The organism is Luteibacter sp. RCC_6_2, from assembly GCF_041360655.1.
In the GTDB taxonomy this organism is placed as follows: Bacteria; Pseudomonadota; Gammaproteobacteria; order Xanthomonadales; family Rhodanobacteraceae; genus Luteibacter.
The window spans coordinates 207,909-231,502 of the sequence record NZ_JBFUPQ010000002.1 but is presented as its reverse complement, the minus strand read 5'-3'; the positions used below and the strand labels follow the sequence as shown (position 1 = coordinate 231,502).

Here is a 23,594-nt window from a genome sequence, read left to right as displayed (position 1 = left end):
CATGCGCCGTACCGTCGCCGCCTTCGCCGGTGGCTTCCTTCCCTGCGCCCTGATGGCGGCTCCTGTCGCCGCCCCGGCGGTCGATTCGGGTGCGGAATTGCTCCGCGTGCTGGTCAGCCTGCTCGGCGTCGTGGCGCTCATCTTCTTCGTCGGCTGGTTCGGCCGCCGTGCCCAGGCGCGCGTGCGCCCCGGCGGCCGGAAGATCCGGGTCATCGAGTCGATGCCGGTCGGCATCAAGGAAAAAGTGATGCTGCTGGAAGTGGGCGGCACGCAGCTCCTGGTCGGGGCTTCGCCGACGGGTGGCCTGCGTACGTTGCATGTGCTCGCCACGCCGGTACCGGACGATGCGCCGCCTTCGGCGACGCCGGTGGTGCGTGGTTTCCGTGACGTGCTCGCACAGTGGAAGCGCTCATGAAGGCCGTGGCTATCGCGGACAGGGTCCGCTCCCACAAAGTACGGTGGTCGTGGCTGGTGGTGCTGTTCTTGTTGTTCGTGCCCGCCGCGGCGTTCGCCGCCGAGCCGCCGGGCATCCAGCTGCTGAACGTGCAGCCGGGCGCCAACGGTTCGCAGACCTGGTCGCTGTCGATCCAGATGCTGGCGCTGATGACGGCCTTGACCGCCTTGCCGGCCATCCTGCTGATGATGACCTCGTTCACCCGCATCATCATCGTGCTCGGCTTCCTGCGCCAGGCGCTGGGCACGAACAGCACGCCGCCCAACCAGGTGATCCTCGGCCTGTCGCTGTTCCTCACGTTGTTCGTGATGACGCCCGTCATCAACAAGGCCTACGACGCCGGGATCAAGCCGTACATGGACGGCCAGATGAGCGTGCAGGAAGCGCTGCCGCTCGCCGCCGCGCCGTTTCGCCATTTCATGCTCGAACAGACCCGCGACCCGGACCTGCAGCTGTTCACCAAGCTCGCCGGCGAGCAGCCATACGCTGACAGGGATGGCGTGCCTTACCGCGTGGCGTTGCCGGCGTTCGTGACGAGCGAACTGAAAACGGCTTTCCAGATGGGCTTCCTGCTGTTTATCCCGTTCCTCATCATCGACCTCGTCGTCGCCTCGGTGCTGATGTCGATGGGCATGATGATGGTTTCGCCGATGATCATCTCGCTGCCGTTCAAGATCATGCTGTTCGTGCTGGTCGATGGTTGGACACTGCTGCTGGGGACGCTTGCGGGGAGCTTTTTCCAATGACTCCGGAAACGGTCATCGGCTTCGGCCAGCAGGCCCTGCACATCGCGATGCTGATCGGCGCGCCGCTGCTGCTCACCGCGCTGGCGGTGGGCCTCCTCATCGGCATGATCCAGGCCGCGACGCAGATCAACGAGCAGACGCTGAGCTTCATCCCGAAGCTCATCTCCATGGCGCTGGTGATGATCATCGCCGGCCCCTGGATGCTGCGTACGCTCGTGCAGTTCACCCGCACGCTGATCGAAAACCTGCCCCAGGCGGTGCGTTGATGCCGATCGACCTCGGCCAGCTCGAAGCATGGGTCGGCGGGGCGTCGTGGGCGCTCGCCCGGGTCTCGGGCCTCCTGCTCGTCGCGCCGGTGCTTAGCGCGACGATGATCCCGGTGCGCATCCGTCTCGGCCTGGCGCTGCTGCTGACCATGGTCCTGGCCCCCTTGGCGCCGCTGGACATCGCGCCGATGTCCGCGCAGGGCGTGGCCACGCTGGCGCAGCAGATCCTGGTCGGCGCCTCGCTGGGCTTCGTCCTCAAGCTGGTGTTCGAAGCGGTGTCGTTCGGTGGGCAGCTCGTGTCGCAGGCGATGAGCCTGGGTTTCGCCGAGACGGTGAACCCGGGCGTCGGCGGCACCACGCCGGTGCTGAGCCAGTTCTACACGATGCTCGTGACCTTGCTGTTCCTGGTGATGAATGGCCACCTGCAACTCGTTTCACTGCTCGCCGACAGCTTCCGCACGCTGCCGGTGGGTGAGCAGGGCATCGGCGCGAACGGTATCTGGGGTGTGCTGACCTTCGCCAGCCACCTGTTCGGCGGCGCCGTGCGCGTGGCGCTGCCCGCGCTCACCGCGACCCTCGTGGTCAACCTGGGCTTCGGCGCGATCAGCCGTTCGGCACCGTCGATGAACCTCTTCGCGGTGGGCTTCCCCATCACGATCTGCCTCGGCCTGCTGGCCGTATGGCTTGCGCTGCGCGCCCTGCCGGGTGCGTTCGATTCGCTGCAAACGGCCGCATGGGACACCATGCGCCAGCTCATGGGGAGGTGACACGCCCATGAGCGAGACCGACAAGGAAGACCGCACCGAAGCGCCTAGTGAAAAGCGCCTTCGCGAAGCGCGCGAGAAGGGCGACCTGCCGCGTTCGCGTGATCTTTCCACCGCCGTGGTGGTGCTCGCGGGCGTGACCACCCTGATCGCCGCGCGCGACCAGATGTCCGTGCACGCGGCCAACATCATGCACGTGGGCCTGCGCTACAGCCGTGACGACCTCTTCGCCAGCAATGGCGTGTATCGCGCACTGGCCACGGCCGCCCTGGAAGGGTTCAAGCTGCTCGGTCCCGTGTTCGCCGTGACCGCGGTCGCCGCGATCGCCGCGCCGGCCCTCATGGGCGGATTGAATTTTTCCACCCAGGCGCTCGCTCCAAAATTCGACCGGCTCGATCCGATCAAGGGATTTTCGCGCCTGGTCTCGGTGAACGGCCTGGTGGAGCTGGGCAAGTCGCTGCTCAAGCTCGTGCTTATCGGCGGCGCGCTGGTCTGGTTCCTGCTTCGCTCGACGAGGGACATGTACACCGTGGGCACCGGTCCGGTCAGCGTCGGCATCGCGCAGGCCTTCTCCATCTTCGGCCAGGCCTCGCTCGTCTTCGCCTGTGCGCTCGGTGCCATCGCGCTGGTCGATGCGCCATGGCAGAAGTTCAGCTTCACCAAGAAGATGAAGATGAGCAAGCAGGAAGTGAAGGACGAGCACAAGGAAAGCGAGGGTAGCCCCGAGTTGAAGTCGAAAATCCGTCAGATGCAGCACCAGATGGCGCGCCGGCGGATGATGGAAGACGTCCCCACGGCGGACGTGATCGTGACCAACCCGACCCACTTCGCCGTGGCCCTGAAATACGACGAAAACCGCATGGGAGCGCCCCGCGTGGTGGCCAAGGGCGTGGACGTGATCGCCCAGCAGATCCGCGATGTGGCGGGTGGGGCGAAGGTTCCGGTGGTGGAAGCCCCTCCGTTGGCACGCGCCTTGTATCACACGACGGAAATCGGACGCGAGATCCCCGCGGCGCTGTACATCGCCGTGGCCCAGATCCTGGCTTACGTGTTCCGGCTGAAGCAGGCGATCGCCGTCGGCGACCTCCCGCCCGATCTACCCGAGCAGGACATCGATCCGGATTTGCTCGGCCCTTACCGCATGGATAACTGACGATGGCAGCTTCCTCCAACTTCATGGGCACGTTCCGGCAGATCGGCCGGCGCGGCATCGCCGCGCCGGTGGCGATGCTGATCATGCTCGGCATGATGATGCTGCCCCTGCCGCCGTTCATGCTGGACCTGCTGTTCACCTTCAACATCGCGTTGTCGCTGGTGATCCTGCTGGCCACGATGTACGTCATGCGGCCGCTGGAACTGGCCTCGTTTCCGACCGTGGTGCTGTTCGCCACCTTGCTCCGCCTGGCCCTGAACATCGCCTCCACGCGCGTGGTGCTGCTGCATGGGCACAACGGACCGGGCGCGGCGGGCAAGGTGATCGAGGCCTTCGGCGAATTCGTCATCGGGGGCAACTTCGCCGTCGGCTTCGTCGTGTTCGCCATCCTCACCATCATCAACTTCGTGGTGGTGACCAAGGGCGCCACGCGCGTCTCCGAGGTGACCGCCCGCTTCACCCTCGATGCCATGCCCGGCAAGCAGATGGCGATCGACGCCGACCTCAACGCCGGCCTGTTGACGCAGGAGCAGGCCCGCGAGCGGCGCCAGGAAGTGCGCGAGGAAGCGGATTTCTACGGTTCGATGGACGGTGCCTCGAAGTTCGTCCGTGGCGACGCCACCGCCGGCATGCTGATCCTCGCGATCAACATCATCGGTGGCTTCTTCATCGGCATGTTGCAGCACGGGCTTTCCGCCGCCGAAGCCGCGCGCACCTACACGCTGCTGACCATCGGTGACGGCCTGGTCGCCCAGGTGCCGGGACTGATGCTCTCGATCGCCACCGCGGTGATCGTCACCCGCGTGTCGAAGTCCCAGGAAATGGGCAAGCACGTGATGGGGCAGTTGTTCGGCCAGCCGAAGGCGCTCGGCGTCGCGGCGGCCGTGCTGGGCACGATGGGCCTGATCCCGGGCATGCCGAACATCCCGTTCCTCATCCTGGCGGCGCTCGCGGGCTTCGCCGCATGGAAGTTGAGCCAGGCAAAGCAGGAGCGCACCGCCGCCGCGGCCGGCACGGGCGCACCCGGCACCGAGCTGGCGCTGGAGTCGGCGCCGCCGGCGGAACGCCTGGAGCTCTCGTGGGAAGACGTGGCCCAGGTGGACACGATCGGCCTCGAAGTGGGCTACCGGCTCATCCCGCTGGTGGACAAGGCCCAGGGTGGCGAACTGATGGCGCGGATCAAGTCCGTGCGCCGCAAGCTTTCGCAGGAACTCGGTTTCCTGGTTCCCTCGGTGCACATCCGCGACAACCTGGACTTGGCCCCACACGGCTATCGCATCTCCCTGATGGGCGTGCCGATGGGCGAAGCGGAGATCCACACCGAGCGCATGCTCGCGATCGACCCGGGCCGCGTGCACGGCACGATCAACGGCATCGCCACGCGCGACCCCGCCTTCGGGCTGGATGCGGTCTGGATCGAGCCGGGCATGCGCGAGCATGCGCAGACCCTGGGCTACACCGTGGTCGATCCGGCCACGGTGATCGCCACCCATCTTTCGCACATCCTGCAGAACCACGCCCACGAACTCATCGGCCACCAGGACGTGCAGCAGTTGCTCGATCGTCTCGCGCAGCAGACGCCCAAGCTCGTCGAGGACCTGGTACCCAAGCGTCTCTCGCTGGGCGTCGTGGTCAAGGTCCTGCAGAACCTGCTCGCCGAACGCGTGCCCATCCGCAACTTCCGGGGCATCGTCGAATCGCTGGCGGAGCACGCGGGCCAGAGCCAGGACCCCGGTGTCCTCGCCGCCGCGGTACGCGTCACCCTCGGCCGACAGATCGTGCAGGAGATCGCCGGCCTCGGTACGGAAGTGCCTGTCATTACTTTGGCGCCGGAACTCGAGCAGATCCTGCTGCAATCCCTGCAAGGTGGCGGTCCCGCCGGCGCTGCGGTCGAGCCGGGTCTCGCGGACCGCCTGCAGCAGAGCGTCGCCGACGCGGCGCGCCGCCAGGAAGCGGCGGGTGAACCGGCCGTCCTGCTGGTGTCGCCGGCACTTCGTCCGTGGCTTTCGCGCTTCACCCGGCATGTGGCCCAAAACCTGCATGTACTTGCGTACAACGAGGTTCCGGACAACCGACGCGTCAAGCTGGTGACGGCCCTCGGGCGATAGGAACGAGATACCGCGCGGGGAATCGCCGTGTGGACCGAACGAACGAAGACAGGATCGAACGCATGAAAATCAAACGATTCGTTGCTCCGGATATGCGCCAGGCCATGCGCCAGGTCCGCGACGAACAGGGTCCGGACGCCGTGATCCTGTCCACGCGCCGGCTGGACGACGGTATCGAGATCATCGCCGCGCTGGATTACGACGAAGCGCTGGTGCGCGAGGCCGGTTTCGGCTTCGACACCCCGGCCCGCGAGGAAGCGCCGATCCGCGCCACGCGCGATGAAGCCGAACGCGCCGCCCGCATCGACCAGGCACGCGCCGCCACCGCCGCCGCGGTGGAGCGCGCGACGAAATCGGGCACGCCGCCGAACACGAACGCGCCGCAGCGCCAGTCGAGCGCCGCGCTCGCCGCCAGCGTCGCCGACGTGGTGCGCGCCGCCACCGCGACGCCGGCCAACGATGCCGCCGTAAATGGCGTGCGCGCCGAGATCAACAACCTGCGCGAGATGCTCGAAGTCCAGCTCTCGACCCTCGCATGGAACCAGATGGACCGCGAGCAGCCGCTGCGTGCCCGCGTGCTGCGCGAGATGACCCGCCTGGGCATCGACGGCGACGTGGCCCGTGCGCTGTGCGCGGAACTGCCCGCCGACATGAACGCCGAACAGGCGCGCTACCTGCCGCTGGGCATGCTTTCGCGCAACATCCGCACCAGCGGACGCAATTTCGACACGGTCGGCGGCGGCACCACCGCCCTGGTCGGCACCACGGGCGTGGGCAAGACCACCACCATCGCCAAGCTCGCCGCCCGCGCCGTGCTGCGCCATGGGGCATCGAACGTCGCCTTGATCAGCGCCGACCAGTACCGCATCGGCGCCGGGGCGCAGCTGGAACATTACGGCCGCCTGCTCGGCGTGCGCGTGTTCAACGCGCATGACGCGACGAGCCTGCGCAACGTGCTGCTCCAGTTGCGCGGCAAGCACACCGTGCTGGTCGACACGGCGGGCCTCGCCGGCAACGACCCGAAGCTGCAGCAGCAGTTCGAGACGCTGCGCGCCACCTCGGACGTGCGCGTGTGCCTGGTGCTGGCCGCCAACGCGCAGGCCCAGGCCATCGACAACGCGATCCGCGCCTACGCGCCGCTGGCGCCGCAGAGCGCCATTCTGACCAAGCTCGACGAGGCGCCGCTGATCGGCGGCGCGCTCTCGGCCCTTATCCGGCACCGGATGCCGCTGGACTACACCACGGATGGGCAGCGCGTGCCCGAGGACATCGCCTCGGCCGATGCGCGCAAGCTGGTCTGCCTCGCGGCCCAGTTGCTCAAGCAGCGCAATGATGAACCCGACGACGCCCTGCTTGCCGAGCGCTTCGGCATCGCCGCGCCGGCCCTGGCCTGACCACGCACGCACCCCTTCCCGGCAACCGCAACCGCAAACACTTACGGCAGTGACTTCCTTCATGAGCACACACGTCGATTCCACCCAGGCCGCCGGACTCAACTGGCTCGCCGATCGCCGCCCCACCCGAAGCATCGCCGTCGCCGGCGGGAAGGGTGGCGTGGGCAAGACCACGGTGGCGGTCAATCTCGGCATGGCGCTCGCGATGGGCGGCCGTGACGTCGTCCTCCTCGACGCCGACCTCGCCATGGCGAACATCGACGTCCTGCTCGGCCTCCAGCCGACGCGCCACCTCGGCCACATGCTGGAGGGCGAGTGCGGCATCGAGGACCTGATCCTCCAGGCCGCCCATGGCCTCAAGGTGATCCCCGCCACCTCGGGCACGCGCCGGATGGCGCAGTTGCCGAACATCGAGCACGCGGCCGTGATCCGCGCCTTCGACGAATATCCGTTGCCGCCCGAGTACCTGATCGTGGATACGGCCGCCGGCATCTCGGACAGCGTGTCGATGTTCGCCGCCGCCTCGGACGACGTCGTGGTCGTGGTCTGCGACGAGCCGGCCTCGCTGACCGATGCCTACGCGCTGATCAAGGTCATGAGCCGCGAGTTCGGGGTGAACCGTTTTCGTATCGTCGCCAACATGGTCCGGCACGCCCAGGAGGGCCGCCAGCTGTTCGAGAAGCTGTCACGGGTGACAAACCGCTTCCTCGACGTGTCCCTGGATTTCATGGGCATGGTTCCGCACGACGAGTACCTGCGCCAGGCCATCCGCCGCCAGTCGGCGGTGGTCGATGCCTGGCCGAGCAGCCGGTCGGCCGTCGGATTCAAGAATCTGGCCAGGTCGGTCGATACATGGGGTGAACCCGAACCCCGGGCACAGGGACGCATCGGCTTTTTCGCCGAACGGTCCCATCTGGGGGGAGGGCTGCCACTGTGAGCGTCGCGACCGAATATCTCGAGATCACGCGTATCCCGGCGGATCAATTAGTCAAGAACCACGCGCCGCTGGTGCGCCGGATCGCCTATCACCTGATGGGCCGGCTCCCGCCAAGCGTGGATGCGAACGACCTCATGCAGGCCGGGATGATCGGACTGCTGGAGGCGGCAAGGAATTACTCGCCGACTCGCGCGGCCAGCTTCGAAACCTATGCGGGCATCCGCATTCGTGGCGCCATGCTGGACGAACTGCGCAAGACGGACTGGACCCCGCGCTCCGTCCACCGGAAGTTGCGCGAGGTCGCGGAGGTGACGAGGCAGATCGAAAACGAGACGGGTGGCGACGCCGAAGACGCGGAAGTGATGAAGCGGCTGGGCATCGACGCCATGGAATACAACCAGATCCTGGCCGACGCGGCGAGCGCGCGGTTGCTGAGCCTCACGGCGCCGGAAGGCGACGAGGGCGCCGCGATCGACGTGGTCGACCCGGATGCCGCGGGCCCGGACGGATTGTTCGAGCAGCAAGGCCTGCGTGACGCGCTGGCGCAGTCCATCGACGGACTGCCCGAGCGGGAGAAGCTGGTCATGTCGCTGTACTACGATGAAGAGCTCAACCTGAAAGAAATCGGTGCGGTGCTGGGGGTGAGCGAATCGCGGGTGTGCCAGATCCATGGCCAGGCCCTCATTCGACTCCGCGCACGCATGTCGGGTTGGAAAGACAAGCATTGACGAACGCGCGGTAGCAAGGCGGAGACGAGTTTTGGACAAGAACATGAAGATCCTCGTGGTGGACGATTTCTCCACCATGCGACGCATCGTGAGGAACCTCCTGGTGGAGTTGGGATTCACCAACACCCTCATCCAGGAGGCCGAGGACGGCAACGCGGCGCTCGTGCTGCTGCGCGCGCAGCCGTTCGACCTCGTCGTGACGGACTGGAACATGCCGAACATGACCGGCATCGACCTGCTCCGGGCGATCCGCGCCGACGCGGCGCTGAAGGCCATGCCGGTACTGATGGTCACGGCGGAGAACAACCGCGACCAGATCATCGCGGCGGCGCAGAGTGGCGTGAACGGCTATGTCGTCAAGCCATTCACGGCGGTCACGCTGAAGGAAAAACTCGACAAGATCTTCGAACGACTCGCCGCGGCCGCGGGCTAAGGAACGACGATGAACACCATGCTTTCCAGCGGCCACGACGTGGCCCCCGAGTTGCGCGCACTGCTCGACGCCGACGACAGCGTCTCCTTCGAGCAGGCGCTCGACCAGCTGCTGCGCAACCGCGAGCAACACCTGTTCATGGCGCTCGGCCACCTCGCGCGCGACCTGCACGAGTCCGCCCGCCGCCTCGCCGCCGATATTTCGCACGACGGCGTGCCAGGCAACATGAGCGACGCGCGCAAGCACCTGCGCGACGTGCTCGAGATGAGTTCGCAGGCCGCGCACCGCACGCTCGATTTCAGCGAGAAGCTGCGTCCGCAGGCACAGGCCCTCGCCCGCCAGGCGGACGAGGTGCTGGTGCTCGACCACGCCGATCCGGCCTTCGCCACCCATGCCACCGCGCTGGCCGTGCGCGTGGGCGACTTCGCGCAGAGCTGCGATATCGGCTTCGGCGAGATGGTCGAGGCACAATCCTGGCAGGATCTCTCCGGCCAGCGCGTGGCCCAGGTCGAGGCCTTCATGGCCAAGGTCGAGTCCTCGCTGGTGGAACTGGTTCGCCTGACCGGCTCACTGGCGGGCGGTGCCGCGCCGGCCGCCGACAAGGTCAGCCAGGACGAAGTGGATCGCCTCCTCAGCGAATTCGGGTTCTGAGCGCCGTATGAGCGTGGAGCTGGACAACGAGCTGCTCAACGTCTTCCTGATCGAGGCGCGGGAGTTGCTCGAGAGCCTGGGCGAACAGCTCGTGGACCTCGAGGCCTCGCCGAACGACATGGAACTGTTGAACGCGGTCTTCCGCGCGTTCCACACCGTGAAGGGCGGTGCGGGCTTCCTCGGTCTCAATCCGATGGTCGAGCTCTGCCATCGGGGCGAGGACCTCCTCAACGAGGCCCGCAACGGCTCGATCGTGCTCGACGCCGGCTTCATGGACGCGTTGCTGGAGTCGCTCGACCTCCTTAACGACATGATGCGCGCCGCCGACGGCGGTTTGCCGATCGAGGCGGCGCCCCGTTCGCTGCTCGACCGCCTGCTGATTCCCGGTCGTGCGGTCTCCGCGCCACCCGCGGCCTTGGCCATGCCTGCCAGCGCGCCCGCCGCCGCTACCGCGCAGGCGCGGCCGCACGACCCGATCGAAGACGAATTCGAAGCGATGCTCGACGCCGCGCGCAGCGATCGCGAGCCTGCTTCCGTGCCGTCGGGCACGATATCCGACGACGAGTTCGAGGCCCTGCTCGATTCACTCTATGGCACGGGCGCCCCCGGTGCCGAGGCGTCCGCCGACACCTCGTCCGCCTCCGAGATAGTCGCGTCGGCCGCCGCGAACCCCCCGCCGGTGGTGGCCGCCGCGCCCGCCGACGGAAACGCGATCAGCGACGACGAATTCGAAGCGCTGCTCGACAGCCTCCATGGCACGGCCGCCCCCGGTGTCGCGAGCGGTCCCGCCGTGGTGGGCTCGACGTCCTCCGCGCCGGTTTCGCCGTCTGTCACACCGATTGCGCTTTCCGCCGCCTCATCCGGGCCCGCCCCGGCAGTGTCCGCGGCGCAGGCCACAGCGAAGCCGGCCCCGGCGGCCGCCGAGAAACGCGGCGCCTCCACCGCCGACACCACGGTCCGCGTCGATACCCATCGCCTCGATGGCCTGGTCGATGCCGCGGGCGAGCTGGTGCTCGTGCGCAACCGTCTCACCAGCCTCGCCCCGCGCGGCACGAACGATCCGATGGAACGTGCCATCGGCGAACTCGAGCGGGTGGCGGAAGACCTGCAAAACGCCGTGCTGCGCATGCGCATGCAGCCGGTAGGCAAGTTGTTCTCGCGTTTTCCGCGCATCGTCCGTGACCTCGCCCGTCAACTCGGCAAGGAAATCGAACTCGTCACCGAGGGCGAGGAAACCGATATCGACCGCACGGTGGTGGAAGCCCTGGCCGATCCGCTGGTGCACCTGCTGCGCAACGCCGTGGACCATGGCATCGAGATGCCCGACGTCCGCACCGGCGAAGGCAAATCCCGCGCGGGTACCGTGCGCCTGGCGGCCGGACAGTACGGCGACCGAATCGTCATCACCGTCACCGACGACGGCAAGGGCATGGACCCCGAGGTCCTGCGCCGCAAGGCCGTCGAGAAGGGCCTGATGGACGAGGACCAGGCCGCGCGCCTGGACGAGCGCGAATGCTACGAGATCGTGTTCCGACCGGGTTTCTCCACCGCCAGCCAGGTCTCGGACATTTCCGGCCGCGGCGTCGGCATGGACGTGGTGAAAACCAAGATCGTCGAACTCGGTGGCACGCTGTCGATCGATTCGCACGTGGGCCATGGCAGCACCGTGCGCCTGTCGGTGCCATTGACGCTGGCCATCCTGCGCGTGTTGATGGTGCGCGTGGGCAACCGGTTGCTGTCGCTGCCGCTGTCCAACGTGGCCGAGGTATTCGAACTCGTTCCCGGCCAGGTCCAGGAGCTCGACGGTCGCATCGTCGCGGCGCATCGCCAGCGCGCGCTGCCGCTGGTCGATCTGGGCCGTTGGGCCGGCACGGCGGGGAAGGGCGGTCACGTGGTCGTGGTGCAGATCGGCCACCAGACGCTCGGCTGCCTCGTCGACGAAGTGCTTGGCCGTGAAGACGTCATGGCCAAGCCGCTCGGGCCTTTCCTGAAGGATGTTCCGGGCGTGGCGGGCGCCACGATCACCGGTGACGGGCGGATCTCGCTCGTGCTCGACCTCGCCGGCCTCGCCGACGACAGCGGGCAGGTGTTGCCTACACTGAGGATGGCGGTCTGACATGGATATCGTGAGCGTCGTCGGAACGATCCTGGCCTTCGTGGTCATCATCGTGGGCACCATCCTGAAGGGCTCGAGCCTCGATGCCCTGTGGAACCCGGCCGCGTTCGTCATCGTCTTCCTCGGCACGTTCGCCGCCTTGCTGGTGCAGACGCCCGGCGCCGTGCTCAAGCGCGCCTTGAGCATGTTGCCCTGGGTCTACCGTCCCCCCGACATCGAATCGGAAAACCTCGTCAGCCGTATCGTCGGCTGGAGCGAGATCTCCCGCCGCACCGGCTTGCTCGGCCTGGAGCCCGCGATCGAACGCGAATCCGATCCCTTCATCCGCAAGGGGTTGCAATTGTTGGTGGACGGCACCGAGCCGGACGCGATGCGTTCGGTGCTCGAAGTGGAAGTGCTGGCGCGTGAGCACACCGATATCGAGGCCGCGAAGGTATTCGAGAACGCCGGCGCCTATTCGCCGACCATGGGCATCATCGGCGCGGTGATGGGCCTGATGTCCGTGATGCAGAACCTCGCCGAGCCGAGCAAGCTCGGCCACGGCATCGCCGCGGCCTTCGTCGCGACGATCTACGGCATCGGCCTGGCCAACCTGCTGGCGCTGCCGATGGCGTCGCGCCTGAAGGGCCTGGCCCGTCGCCGCTCGCAGATGCGCGAGATCCTGGTGGAAGGCCTCGTCTCGATCGCCCAGGGCGACAACCCGCGGCACATCGAGAGCAAGCTTCAGGGATTCCTGTCGTGAAGCGGCGGCATCACGAAGAACACATCAACCACGAACGCTGGGCGATACCGTACGGCGACCTGATCACCTTGCTGCTCGCGCTGTTCGTGGTGATGTACGCCGTCTCCGCCGTGAACGAGACCAAGTTCCGGGTGATGGCGCAGTCGATCAACGAAGCGTTCAACGGCACCGGCAAGGTCATCGAACCGATCCGAGAAGCCACGCCCGCCGCCCAGGTGCCGCTGCCGAACCAGTCGCGCGCGCCCGCGGCGGCGCCGATCGCCAAGATCGACGTGCCCATCCCGCCGCGCAACCTCCCACTTCCCGGCCACGAGGGAGCGGCACCGGATCGCCAGGAAGCGGCGAGCGTCAACACGGCCGCGGCGGCCAACACGGCCATCGGCAAGACCGAGGCCGCGAGCCTCAGCCAGATCGCCGACGAAGTGCAGCGTGCGATGAAACCGCTGATCGACAAGAACATGGTCAGCGTGCGCAAGACCCCGGACTGGCTCGAGATCGAAGTCCGCACGGATATCCTGTTCCCCGTCGGCGTGGCGAAGTTGCAGGCGCCCGCGGAGGATGTCCTGCGCAAGCTCGCCGGCATCCTCTCGCCTTTCCCGAACGCCATGCGCGTGGAAGGCTATACGGACAACACCCCGATCGCGACGGCCACGTTCCCCTCCAACTGGGAGCTGTCGGCCGCCCGCGCGGCCACCGTGGCGCGCTTGCTCACCACGACCGGTGTCGACCCGCATCGTGTCGGCATCATCGGCTGGGGAGAATTCCGTCCCACGGCCGACAACGCGACGGACGAGGGGCGCAATCGCAATCGTCGCGTACTCATCGTGGTCATGAGCGACAAGGCCGCGCCGGCGCGTTTCTATAGCGACGCCGACCGTGTCGATCTTTCCGCCGCGGGAGGCCCGTGATGCGCGTCTGGGCCATATCCAACCAGAAAGGCGGCGTGGGCAAGACGACCACCACCGTCGCGTTGGGCAGTCTGCTGGCGGAGTCCGGCAAGCGCACGCTGCTTGTCGACATGGACCCGCATGCGTCGTTGTCGGGATATATCGGCGTCGAGAGCGGAGCACACGGCAGTGTTTACGACCTCTTCGGCATCGGTGGCAATCCGCTCCCCGTACGCACGCTGGTGCATGCGACACAGTGGGATCGCCTCAGCGTATTGCCCGCATCGGCCGCGATGATCACCCTCGACCGGCAGATCGGCACGCGCCCCGGCATGGGTCTTGTCCTCACCCACGCGCTGGCCGAACTGGCCCCGGATTTCGATCACGTGCTGCTCGATTGCCCGCCGACGCTCGGCGTGTTGATGGTCAACGCGTTGGCGGCCAGCGATCGCCTGCTCGTGCCGACGCAGACCGAGGCTTTGGCGCTCGCCGGCCTGGAGCGCATGCTGCGCAGCCTGTCGATGATCGAGCGCTCGCGTGGGAAGCCGATGCTGCGCACGATCGTTCCGACACTGTACGACGCGCGCACGCATGCCTCGCGCGCCTGCCTTGCGCAGTTGCGCGAGCAGTACGGCGATGCCGTGAGCGAGGCCGTGATTCCGACCGACACGCAGATTCGCGAGGCCAGCGCAGCGGGTGTCCCGCTGGCGTCGTGGCCGGCGGCGCGGCGTGGTGGACTGGCCTACCGCCGGTTGCTCGACGAGTTGCTGGCCCTGCCCGTGTCGTCGATGACGGGAGCCGCCGCATGATGCGCGCCACACAGGAAGCGGAGCAGATCGTCGCCGATTACCTGGCGGACCTGCTGACCCCCGCGCCTGCCAGCGCGGTGGCACCGGCGGGCGCGGTGCAGGTCGTGGCCTTCGAGCCTTGGCGCACCATGCCCGGCTCCGATGCCTCGCGCGCGAGCGATCTTCGGTACCTGCTGTGCGTGGCCGCAGGCGTGAGGCTGGCCGTGCCCATGGCCGACGTCACCCACGTGTTGCCGATGCCACCGCTGACCCCGCCCAATACGAGCAACCCGATCTGCCTCGGCCGCTGGCGCCATCCCAGCGGCGAGGCGCGCGTGGCCGATCTCGCAGCGATCCTCTCGCCCGACATGGCCGGCGCGACGACCACCACCCTGGTCATCCTGCGTGACCGCACCTGGGCGCTCGCTTGCGTGGTCGACGAGGAACCGGTCGAGCTCCAGGCGGAGGCGATCCAATGGCGCACGGGCGCCGCGACACGTCCGTGGCTGGCCGGCATGTCGTTTGAACCCAAATGCGGCGTGGTAGGCACCACGGCGCTGATCGAATGGCTGGAAAAGGAACTGGGCACATGACCGATACCCCCCGCGACGGGCGAGGCGCCTGGCTCGGCTTTTCATTGAAGGGACAGCGCTACGCGCTGTCGCTCACCAGCGTCCGCGAAGTGATCCGCCCGGGCGACATCACGCCGGTGCCCGGCGCCCCGGACGATGTCCTGGGTATCGTGAACCTGCGCGGGCAGATCGTTCCCGTACTGGATGGCCGTCGCCGCTTCGGCCTCGATGGCGTCGCCAGCGCCGACGAGGAAGACGCACAGCGTGTCATCGTCTTCGACGACGGCGGCACGGTGGTCGGGATGCGCATCGACGTCATCGGCGACATGCTCACGTTCAACCCCGACGAGGTCGATCCTCCGCCCCCCGGCCGCGCCGAACGCCGCGACGATCCCGTCAGCGGCGTGATCACCCGCGACGATGGATTCATCGCCCTGGTCGACGTGCAGAAGCTCTGCCGCGCCTGAACCCCGGCGTCGAACGGGCAACCGGGAGAAGCTGAGGACATGTGGGAGCCGCTTCAGCGGCGATCCCGCGCCAGCGGGCAAGCTTGCCGCAACCATCCATCGCCGCTACCGTGTAGCGCGAACCCACGGAGCCATCCCGCATGAACGCCGCCATCGGATACGTGCTGATCGCCTTGGCCATCCTCAACCTGGCTGGCCTGCTGTTCCTGTTCCGCCGTTTCGGCGTGGCACCGAAGGTGCCGAAGCAGCAGGCCCCCGTCCCCACCGCCGAGGCAACGCAGCCTTCACCGGCCGTGTCGTCCGAGCCGGCTATCCCGAGCGAAGCGCTTGCCAGCATGCTCCGCCGCCTCGAAAACCGGCTTGGCGACATCGAGGACCAGGTCCGACGCGGCCCGACGGTGACGATGCCGAACGAGCCGGGCGGCAATACGGATCGTGCGCTTGCCCTGGCGCAGCGACTCGCCCGCCAAGGGGCATCGGCCAAGGACATCGCGGAGACCTGTGGTATTTCGCTTACTGAAGCCGAGCTGTTGCATCGATTGCACGCATCGCGCTGATACCCACTCACGGCGACCCACCAAATTCCGTGACCTACGTCTCAATGGATGAGGACGTGGCCCAAACTCAGAATGCTTCCATTTCTATCCCGGCGGAGGGCGCTTAGCCTTCCTGACCTTTTGGAAGGAATGGAAGATTCATGTCTGCAATGAATAAAGGTGCCTTGTCCGCAAAGCGCTTGGTTACTCTTGTGTTCTTCGCCGCGATGGCCTGTCTCTCGGAAAATACAAAAGCAGAGCAAAAATTAACGGTGAAGCTCGATACGCCTTATCCGTCTGACGCGTCGAGATCGTCTATCGTGCACGTCATTATTGCGAACGAAGGCGACGAGGACGTTGCCATCTATGAATGGAATACGCCGTTCGTGCAATCGGACAACCGGCTTGCCAAGCCTCTGTTCGAAGTCACCGATACGAGTGGAGCGAAGGTCCGTTACATAGGCCGGTGGGTGAACACAGGGCGCGTTCTCGCCAACCAATTCATCATCCTTCACCCCGGAGAACGGAGGGAGGCCGATGTCGATCTTCGCCTGGAATACGACTACGGTCCAGGCGGCGCCTTTGCCGTCAGTTATGTCCTGTCTCTGGAGCAGGGCCCGGACAGCGACGTGGTAACGCCCGAGGAATATGCTGCTTTTCGTCGTAACCGACAGAAAGAGAGCGAATCCAACGTCACGGCGATTTATATCAATTCGCCCGTCGAGCGTGTCAGCTCCATCGGCGAAGCTGATTGTGATGGCGGACAATTGGGTGTCATCAAGTCAGCGGACTCGAAGCTCTTCGACCCGATCTATGGTGCATGGGTCCATATGTCATCTCGCTATAAGAAGGAGTACGCGGAAGATGGAACGTTGCACAACGTTTTTGTCCCGCACCCCAGGTACACGCGATGGTTCGGGCAGAAGGCCTCCGCAGACCCCAATCTAGGGGAGGAAGGTTTTGCAGCGAGCAATGATGGTCACGCGTACTCGATCGTGAGAGCGCTCTTTCGTCGCCTCTTGGACCCAGTGAGCAGAAATCCTGTTCTGAAGTGCGGTTGCCCGGACTACCCGGAGACGACGCCTGCATGGAGTGAAGCGGACGCACCCTATGTAATTCACTTCTGTGACAGCTTTTTTAAGCTGCAGGAGGTAGGTCTGCCGTCTTCCCGTGTCGGCACGTTGGTGCATGAAATGTCGCATTTCAATGACGACGTAGAAGGCACTGCTGACTACCTCTACGGACGGCAATTAGCTGAGGGTCTTGCAAAAAGTGATAGATGGAAAGCCGTCAGGAACGCTGATAACGTCGAATTCTTCGTTGTAGACACCACTCCGTACGAGGAGCCCAATGTCCGGGGCGATGGTGATTCAATGCAGACGACACACGAAGCGGAAAAGTGAAACGACGATGCCGCTGAGGTTGATTCTCAACCTACCGACCGTAACGATGCCGAACGGGCCGAACGGGCCGAACGACAACACTGTACGTGCGACATGATTCTAGTCATGCCATGAAGTCAGTCATCCGGTAGAGAGCAAGAGTCGTGGCAACGGTGATGGCGACGCGTTGCAGCTTCGCGCTACCTAACATGCCGCATGCACAGGCGAAGCCAGTGGCTAAGGAAATTAGTTCTCGGGTCTCGCACATGCGGTTCTTCCGATGACCTCTTGCTAATGAAGCGGTGTTTCTTCGGGAATGGTGCGATGTTTACGAGCATTTAGCCTTGTACTAATGCCTGCCGATCCCAACGCCCAGAATCCCGCGAGGATTCCACTTACGAGTGCACTCGAAACAAGATTGGTCATTCGAGCGAACGTAAATTCGAGCCCGTCATGCTTCGTGAAGTAGCACGCCAGTGCAAATTGCGACCCGCCGTACCACAGTACGCCAACGCGAAGTACGTACCCGATCCAGCTGTCATGGCGGCAGAAGAAATTCCGTGTCAATCGGCAGGTCTTCTTCCAGAGGATGTTTAGTATGCGCATCGGCGGACTTGCAGTACCTTTGTAGCGACAATTCTTTGAGCGGTATTCTCGGGTAACGGCGATATCGCATTTCGTGTGGAAGCACATGCGTGTGTTCGCCAACTATTGGACCATCCGAGCATTTTCAACGTCAACGCGCCTGGTCCGATAACGGCGTAGGCGGTGACCCTCGTTGCTGCCTGGCATTCGCCGTCGCTTTCCTAGTCGACAGCGGAACTCAGGGGGCGCTCACTGTCGACATGCGGGCAGTGGCGGCGCTACCGCTCCAATCGATAATTGAAACTCGCCCGGCTGAAGTCGGTCGCGTTCTGCGCTTCGAAGTTCCACTTGCGGCTGAACAGGTAGCGCAGCGTGATGACCTGGCCGGGATCGAACAGGCCGACGCCATAGCTCAGGTACAGGCGCGGCGACAGGTACTTGCCAACGGTGAAGGCGGAAGTTCCGCCAAGGGCGTCGTTGTTGCTGACGCCGATGTCGTCCACGCCGATCTTCGAGCCCACGCTCTTCGCGAGCAGGTCGCCCGCCGCGGAGCCGAGCGCCTGGGCCGCGGCGCCGACCATGTTGCCTTCGCCACCCTTTACCTGTGAAAGCGGTTTGCCGGTGACGAGGTAGGAGAGGGCGTCGGACTGTTCCATCACCGGGTTCGAGAAAACGGTGAGGATGGGGCGGCGCGCCGTACCGGAAACGTAGAGACCCACTTTCTGGCCGTCGTCGATGGTGGCGTTGGGATTCAACGTGCGTGCGGCACGGATGTTGAGTCCCGGGTTGTCGATCGGCGTGCTGGCGAACAGCAGCTGACCTTGTTCGATACGCAGGTCCTGCCCGTAGGCCTTGTAGGTACCGTCCACGCCGATCTGGCCCTGGCCGGTCGTGGCGCGGCCGGGGCGTTCGCGAACATCGAGTTGACCGGTGATGCGGCCATCGATGCCGAACCCGACCAGGTGCACCTTGTTGCCGAGGTCGACGCGGATATCGGCGGTGATCGGTGCCGATTCCTCCGCGGCTTCGCGCTGCTTGTCGTCGATCACGACAATGTCGGGCGAGGCCTTGGTCGCGCCGGCACCGGGCAGGCGCTCGACATCGACGTCGGCCATGTCGACATTGAGCTTGCCGCTGACGTTCATGCCCTTGGCATCCTGCAGGATGGTCAGGTCGGGCGAGATGACGGCCTTCGCGGCGGGAATGTCCACGGCGGTGAACTTCGATCCCTCGATGCCGAGGCGCATCTGCGCGCCCGTGCCGAGTGCCGCGTTGCCCTTGATCGACAAGGTGCCGTCGCCGGAACGGATCGTGCCGTCGACGAGATAGTTCTTCGCATCGGTGGTGTCGATGCTGATCCGGCCGTCCTTGAGCTTGAGCCCCACGCTGGGCACTTCCGCCGCGAACCCGCCGACGACGGCCTGGCCGGTGATCGCGGGCGCCGCCACGGTGCCGCCGAGATTGAAGTTGGCATCCAGCGCACCTTTCACCTCGGCGAGTTCGGCGGTGAACAGCTCGATGACGGAGAGATCCTTCAGGTGCAGGGCGACCGAGCCGCCGAGCGCCTGTTGTGCCCCGCTGAGCGACACGTTGCCGTCGAGCGATCCACCGCCGTTCAACGAAGCACGCAAGGTCACGCGCTGGTTGTCGGGTGCGAGTTGGGCGTTGGCGGAGAGATTGTCGTAGACGAGCAGCGGACGGTCGCTTCGATCCGCATAGGCTATCGAACCATGGGCGGACGTGACGTTGGCCTGGCCCGATAGCGCTCCAGCCGCCGTGCGCCGGACGTTGCCGTCGCCTTCGATGATGCCCTCGGCTCGCATGGGACTGTTCGAGGCCTCGGCCGCCGTCATCAACAAGGCGAGGGGCACGCGGCGCAGGCGATAGCTCGCATCGAGGTTGCCGGCCTTGTCCTGTTTAGCAGCGACACAGAGGAGGGGATCGCCGGCGGTGAGGCAGAGATCGCTCATGCTCGCCGCGCCATCCTTCCAGGCCAGCGCGCTGGGATTTTGCAGGTGCCAGGGTGGCAGTCCCTGGTAGTCGATGTTCAACGTGGACAGCGTGCCGTTCCAGCCGCCGTTCTTGAGCGATCCGGAGAGCAGCAAGTTGGCGGCGAGCGGACGGCCCTTCGCGTCGATGCTGAGTTGATGGCGTTCCTGACTGCCTTGGGCAGCGACGTCCACCCGGCTGAAGACCAGCCCACCACTGACCAGCCCCGTGCCGACGACGTCGAGCTTTCCGCCCGGCGTGCTGATATCCGGTATGTCCGCGTCGATGGTTGCCGCCTCGATTTTCTGGTCGGCATAGACGATGGTGCTGCCGCGCAGCTTCGCCTTCACCGCCAGCTTCGGCAGGTTGCCCTTGGCCGAGATGTCACCGGTGACCTTGCCACCCGCATCGGGCAACCAGTCTCCGAGCGAAGCGATGGCGAGTTTCAACGTGGCGTCGTTGGCGGTGTCGCCCTTGGCGTCCAGGCGGATGGTGCTGCCGCCGGAGGCGAGATCGAGGTTGCCGTTGACCACTTCGCCGGGCTTCAGCGTCAGCTTGCCGCCGCCACGCAGTGGACGCTTCCGGAGCGTGCCGTCGAGCTTGCGCAGTTCGAGCGAGCCCAGCGGCTTGTCGTTCTCGAGCTTGCCTTCGGTCGAGAGATCGAGATCCAGGGCGCCCGGCCACTCGGCGAGGACCTGGCCCGGATCAAAGCGATCGCCCTTGATGTCGAGCTTCCACGCTAGCGCCGGGCGCAGCGTGAGCACACCACCCGCGGTGAGGCTGCCGTTGCGCTGTTTCAGCTGCACGGAGTGGAGGGTCACCCGATCCGGCGTTCCGTCGACATCGAGGGTGAACTTGCCGATATGGTCGGGTGGCCCGATGTCGACATCGCCTTCCGCGCTATAAGACTCGGCACTGCCCTTGAAGGTGAGCCGGCCGGTGCTGGCGAGGTCCTGGCCGGCGACGGTGGCGGGGACGAGCACGTCCTTCCAGTCGAGGGCGAGGTCCGCCGACAACGGTTGCGCGGCGATTTCGACCGTCCCCCTGGCGGTGAGAGATCCCTTGACCTGGGGCGACGCGATCGTCAGCTCGTCGAGTGTCAGGCGCTTGTACTCGTGGTCGAACGCCGCCTCGATCGGCGCAAGCCGCACCCGGTAATCGCCAAGGTCGACGTCACCGACAAGCCGGGCACTGTACCGGTCGCCCGTCCCTTGTAGCGCAAGGCCGAGCGATTCCAGGCTTCCATCGCCCAGCAGCGGCTTGGGATCGAAGCGTGGCGCGTCGATCTTCGCCTTCCATGCGTAGTCATCGCTTTGCACCAGGTCGGCATCGACCTGGGCCACGAAAGGCAGCCGCAGTTTCACCATCGCGTGGGCTTTCGCGCCATCGCTATGCGCCTCGATCTCCCCCGCATAGTCCACGTCGCCGACCTTCCATGCGAACGAAGCTTTCCCATCGCCCTTGTAGCCGTCGCCGACGGCGAGCGTGCCACCGAGGTCGGCCTGGCCATCGGGCGCTCGCAAGGCGAGGGACTTCAGCGCGATGCCCTTGGTGGTCCACGAGCCGGCCAGATCGAGCGAGTTGGACTCGAACAAGGGCTTGCCTTCCTGCGTGACACGCACGTGGCCGACCTTCACCTTGTCCAGCACGATATCCAGTGGCGGCTTCAGGGAGAACGGCTCCGACGGCGTATCCGGTTCCGGTTCGGAAGGACCGAGGGCGACATCGATACCGTCGGCGCGTAGCTCATGGACATGGGCACGCTTGCGCAGCAAGGCGCCGAAGGAAAAGTCCAGGTGTGCCGTGGCGACGCGAATGTCCATGCCCTTGCCGTCGCGATAGCGAAGCCCGGCGATATCCAGCGGACCGGCGAGCCGGCCTTCGGCCTTCTCCACCGTGAGCGCGTTGTCGGTGAATGCCTGGGCACGGGCGAGTGCGAAACGAAGGCCGGATGCACTGCCGACCAGCCACCACACGCCGAGCATGACGACGACGAGCAGGACAGCCAACGCGGCACCGATGCGGATCAACCATTTCATGCCGGTGCTCCTCACAGGTCGGGCCCGATGACGACATGCAGATGAATGCCGTGTTCGTTCTTGTCGCCGACGGGGACGGCGATATCGGCGCGGATCATCCCGACCGGCGACAACCAGCGTACGCCGAGGCCCGCGCCGACGCGCGGGCTGTAGTCGGTTCCCGTGAACGCGTTGCCGGCGTCGACGAAGGCGGCCATGCCCCAGTTGCGTGTGAAGTAGTGCTCGACCTCGGTGCTGCCGACCAGCAGGCCTTCGCCGCCGATCACGCGGTCATAGGCGTTGCGCGGGCCGATGCTCTGGTAGTCGTAGCCGCGCACGGAGCGATCGCCACCGGCGAAGAAGCGCAGCTGCGGGGGCAGGTCGCTGAAGTCGCTCGTCCACAGCTTGCCGGCGCTGCCGCGCAGGATCAGGCGGTTGCGGCCCCAGAACGACTTGATCCATTTCACGTCGCCGATCACCTGGGAGAAGCTGGCATCCGACAGGAGCGGTCCCGCAGTAGTGCGGGCGGTAACCGTGAGGGACCAGCCGTTGCGGACGAAGGTGGGGTTGTCGCCCTTCTTCCGGCTGAGCGTGATCTCGGGATACAAGAGGGTGCTGCGGCCGCGTTCGAGGCCCTCCGCGTTGTCGCCTTCACCACCGCGCTTGCCGACGGTGAACGTGCCCGACAAGGCATTGATGCCGATGGTGCGCTGCCAGCCATGCCACAGGCGCGTTTCGTTAGCGACGAGTTGCAGCGTGCGCGACTGCGAGGTGACGGTGTCGGCATCGCGGAAGTTGGCGCCGAAGTTGAAACTGCGCTGGTTGGGGCCGGGCATCGGGATCTGGTACAGCGTGGAGAGTGTTTTCAGGCGCTGCGCGAGGACCAGCTCGTTCTTCCACTTGTGTCCGCGGTCGTTGATCCAGCGTTTCTCGATGCCGCCGCGCAGGCCCGCGCCCGTGTCGGTACCGAAGAAGGGACCTCCGGTGTAGATCGTCCGCTTGGCCGGCGCCAGTTCCACCGCGATGTCGATGGTGCCGTCCTTCGCGTTGTCGGTATCGGGTATGACGTTGACCACGGCGAAATAGTCGGCGCCGTTCAATGCCTGCTGCAGTTCGAGCAACTGGTTCTGCGAGAAATAGTCGCCGCTCTTGAACGGCACGTAGCGGTCGAGGAAACCGTCGCGGAACTGCGAGTTCTTAAACACGATGTGGCCATAGCGATAACGCCGGCCCGCGTCCCACTCGAGATTCACCACGGCCGAATGTTCGGCACGGTTCACTTCCACCGTGCGGGTGACGAGGCGTGCGTCGAGGAAACCGGTGGCGGTGAGCGCGCCGCTGACCGTATCGCGCGCACCGTCGTAGACACCATCGTTGAGCACCTTGCCCTTGAGGTTTTCCACCCCACGCAGGGCACGGCGGATGGCCGGGAGCTTCGCCGCGTCCTGGTCGACCTCGACGTTGACCGCGGTCACCTGCACGGGCGTGCCGGTCACGACGTGCAAGGTCACTTGCCAGTCGTTGCCGACCTGCTTCAGGTCGCCGGTGGCCGTGGCTTCGTAGTAGCCATAGGGCCGCAGGGCCGCCTGGACTTCGTCGGGTGCTTTTTCGTAAAGCCGGCGCACTTGCGCCGCGGTGACGTCGCGCTTGGCGTACTGGCTCAGTTCGACACCGGCGACGACGGCGTTCCCGAGGTTCTCGTCGACTCCGTCGACATGGAGCACGATCCCGGCATGGGCGATCGAGGGCATGAGGAACCACGGCAGAAGCAGCAGTCCATGGCGTCTGGTAAGGCGCATGAGCGTCCCGTCCGGTCGTGATCCAAGGCCGTGTGACACGGCCGCTAGCGGAGATGCGTCCCGCACCTCCTGACGTCAG

General features: G+C 65.8%; 21 protein-coding genes. 19 read left to right on the top strand and 2 right to left on the bottom strand.

The genetic code is table 11. The features are described from left to right. Position 1: 1 nt before the first annotated feature. The 19 genes from fliO to AB6730_RS02750 all read left to right on the top strand — a co-directional run bounded on the left by fliO (position 2) and on the right by AB6730_RS02750 (position 17,145). Complete coding sequence (gene fliO / locus AB6730_RS02840) at positions 2 to 415, top strand: flagellar biosynthetic protein FliO (RefSeq protein ID WP_371022146.1); 414 nt, start codon at positions 2 to 4, stop codon at positions 413 to 415. Further along, positions 412 to 1,200: a flagellar type III secretion system pore protein FliP gene (gene fliP, locus AB6730_RS02835; protein WP_371022145.1), complete on the top strand. Its 789-nt coding sequence runs from the start codon at positions 412 to 414 to the stop codon at positions 1,198 to 1,200. The genes fliO and fliP overlap by 4 nt, the downstream gene beginning before the upstream one ends. Further along, on the top strand, positions 1,197 to 1,466 hold the full coding sequence (fliQ, locus tag AB6730_RS02830) for a flagellar biosynthesis protein FliQ (protein ID WP_306851675.1): 270 nt from the start codon (positions 1,197 to 1,199) through the stop codon (positions 1,464 to 1,466). Before fliP ends, fliQ begins: the two co-directional genes overlap by 4 nt. Beyond that, positions 1,466 to 2,233, top strand: a complete 768-nt coding sequence (fliR, locus tag AB6730_RS02825; RefSeq protein WP_371022144.1) for a flagellar biosynthetic protein FliR — start codon at positions 1,466 to 1,468, stop codon at positions 2,231 to 2,233. The genes fliQ and fliR overlap by 1 nt, the downstream gene beginning before the upstream one ends. A gap of 7 nt (positions 2,234 to 2,240) precedes the next feature. After that, positions 2,241 to 3,383, top strand: coding sequence for a flagellar biosynthesis protein FlhB (flhB, locus tag AB6730_RS02820; protein WP_371022143.1), 1,143 nt, complete (start codon positions 2,241 to 2,243; stop codon positions 3,381 to 3,383). Positions 3,384 to 3,385: 2 nt separating this feature from the next. Continuing rightward, positions 3,386 to 5,491: a flagellar biosynthesis protein FlhA gene (flhA, locus tag AB6730_RS02815; RefSeq protein WP_371022142.1), complete on the top strand. Its 2,106-nt coding sequence runs from the start codon at positions 3,386 to 3,388 to the stop codon at positions 5,489 to 5,491. 62 nt (positions 5,492 to 5,553) lie between these two features. Further along, positions 5,554 to 6,885, top strand: coding sequence for a flagellar biosynthesis protein FlhF (gene flhF, locus AB6730_RS02810; protein ID WP_371022141.1), 1,332 nt, complete (start codon positions 5,554 to 5,556; stop codon positions 6,883 to 6,885). 61 nt (positions 6,886 to 6,946) lie between these two features. Further along, complete coding sequence (locus AB6730_RS02805) at positions 6,947 to 7,822, top strand: MinD/ParA family protein (RefSeq protein WP_371022140.1); 876 nt, start codon at positions 6,947 to 6,949, stop codon at positions 7,820 to 7,822. Beyond that, positions 7,819 to 8,550, top strand: a complete 732-nt coding sequence (locus tag AB6730_RS02800; protein WP_371022139.1) for an RNA polymerase sigma factor FliA — start codon at positions 7,819 to 7,821, stop codon at positions 8,548 to 8,550. Before AB6730_RS02805 ends, AB6730_RS02800 begins: the two co-directional genes overlap by 4 nt. A 31-nt stretch (positions 8,551 to 8,581) precedes the next feature. Continuing rightward, positions 8,582 to 8,983, top strand: a complete 402-nt coding sequence (cheY, locus tag AB6730_RS02795; protein ID WP_371022138.1) for a chemotaxis response regulator CheY — start codon at positions 8,582 to 8,584, stop codon at positions 8,981 to 8,983. A gap of 9 nt (positions 8,984 to 8,992) precedes the next feature. Further along, complete coding sequence (locus tag AB6730_RS02790; RefSeq protein WP_371022137.1) at positions 8,993 to 9,634, top strand: protein phosphatase CheZ; 642 nt, start codon at positions 8,993 to 8,995, stop codon at positions 9,632 to 9,634. Positions 9,635 to 9,641: 7 nt separating this feature from the next. Continuing rightward, the gene (locus tag AB6730_RS02785; RefSeq protein ID WP_371022136.1) at positions 9,642 to 11,750 is read left to right on the top strand and encodes a chemotaxis protein CheA; all 2,109 of its coding nucleotides are present in this window, start codon (positions 9,642 to 9,644) and stop codon (positions 11,748 to 11,750) included. A 1-nt stretch (position 11,751) separates the two neighbouring features. Beyond that, complete coding sequence (locus AB6730_RS02780) at positions 11,752 to 12,492, top strand: flagellar motor protein (RefSeq protein ID WP_306851662.1); 741 nt, start codon at positions 11,752 to 11,754, stop codon at positions 12,490 to 12,492. Beyond that, positions 12,489 to 13,400: a flagellar motor protein MotD gene (gene motD, locus AB6730_RS02775; RefSeq protein ID WP_371022135.1), complete on the top strand. Its 912-nt coding sequence runs from the start codon at positions 12,489 to 12,491 to the stop codon at positions 13,398 to 13,400. The genes AB6730_RS02780 and motD overlap by 4 nt, the downstream gene beginning before the upstream one ends. Further along, a complete protein-coding gene (locus AB6730_RS02770) occupies positions 13,400 to 14,188 on the top strand; it encodes a ParA family protein (protein ID WP_371022134.1) in 789 nt (262 codons plus the stop codon). Before motD ends, AB6730_RS02770 begins: the two co-directional genes overlap by 1 nt. Next, entirely contained in the window at positions 14,185 to 14,760 is a 576-nt protein-coding gene (locus tag AB6730_RS02765; RefSeq protein WP_371022133.1) for a chemotaxis protein CheW, read from the top strand. The genes AB6730_RS02770 and AB6730_RS02765 overlap by 4 nt, the downstream gene beginning before the upstream one ends. Then, positions 14,757 to 15,206: a chemotaxis protein CheW gene (locus AB6730_RS02760; RefSeq protein ID WP_371022132.1), complete on the top strand. Its 450-nt coding sequence runs from the start codon at positions 14,757 to 14,759 to the stop codon at positions 15,204 to 15,206. The genes AB6730_RS02765 and AB6730_RS02760 overlap by 4 nt, the downstream gene beginning before the upstream one ends. Positions 15,207 to 15,346: 140 nt before the next feature. Beyond that, positions 15,347 to 15,763, top strand: coding sequence for a DUF2802 domain-containing protein (locus AB6730_RS02755; RefSeq protein ID WP_371022131.1), 417 nt, complete (start codon positions 15,347 to 15,349; stop codon positions 15,761 to 15,763). A 140-nt stretch (positions 15,764 to 15,903) separates the two neighbouring features. After that, on the top strand, positions 15,904 to 17,145 hold the full coding sequence (locus tag AB6730_RS02750) for a M35 family metallo-endopeptidase (RefSeq protein WP_371022130.1): 1,242 nt from the start codon (positions 15,904 to 15,906) through the stop codon (positions 17,143 to 17,145). A gap of 842 nt (positions 17,146 to 17,987) precedes the next feature. On the opposite strand, the gene AB6730_RS02745 is transcribed toward AB6730_RS02750, so the two are convergent. Both AB6730_RS02745 and AB6730_RS02740 read right to left on the bottom strand, forming a co-directional pair. Next, complete coding sequence (locus AB6730_RS02745; RefSeq protein WP_371022129.1) at positions 17,988 to 21,737, bottom strand: translocation/assembly module TamB domain-containing protein; 3,750 nt, start codon at positions 21,735 to 21,737, stop codon at positions 17,988 to 17,990. A gap of 11 nt (positions 21,738 to 21,748) precedes the next feature. Then, positions 21,749 to 23,515, bottom strand: a complete 1,767-nt coding sequence (locus AB6730_RS02740) for an autotransporter assembly complex family protein (protein WP_371022128.1) — start codon at positions 23,513 to 23,515, stop codon at positions 21,749 to 21,751. Positions 23,516 to 23,594: the final 79 nt, after the last annotated feature.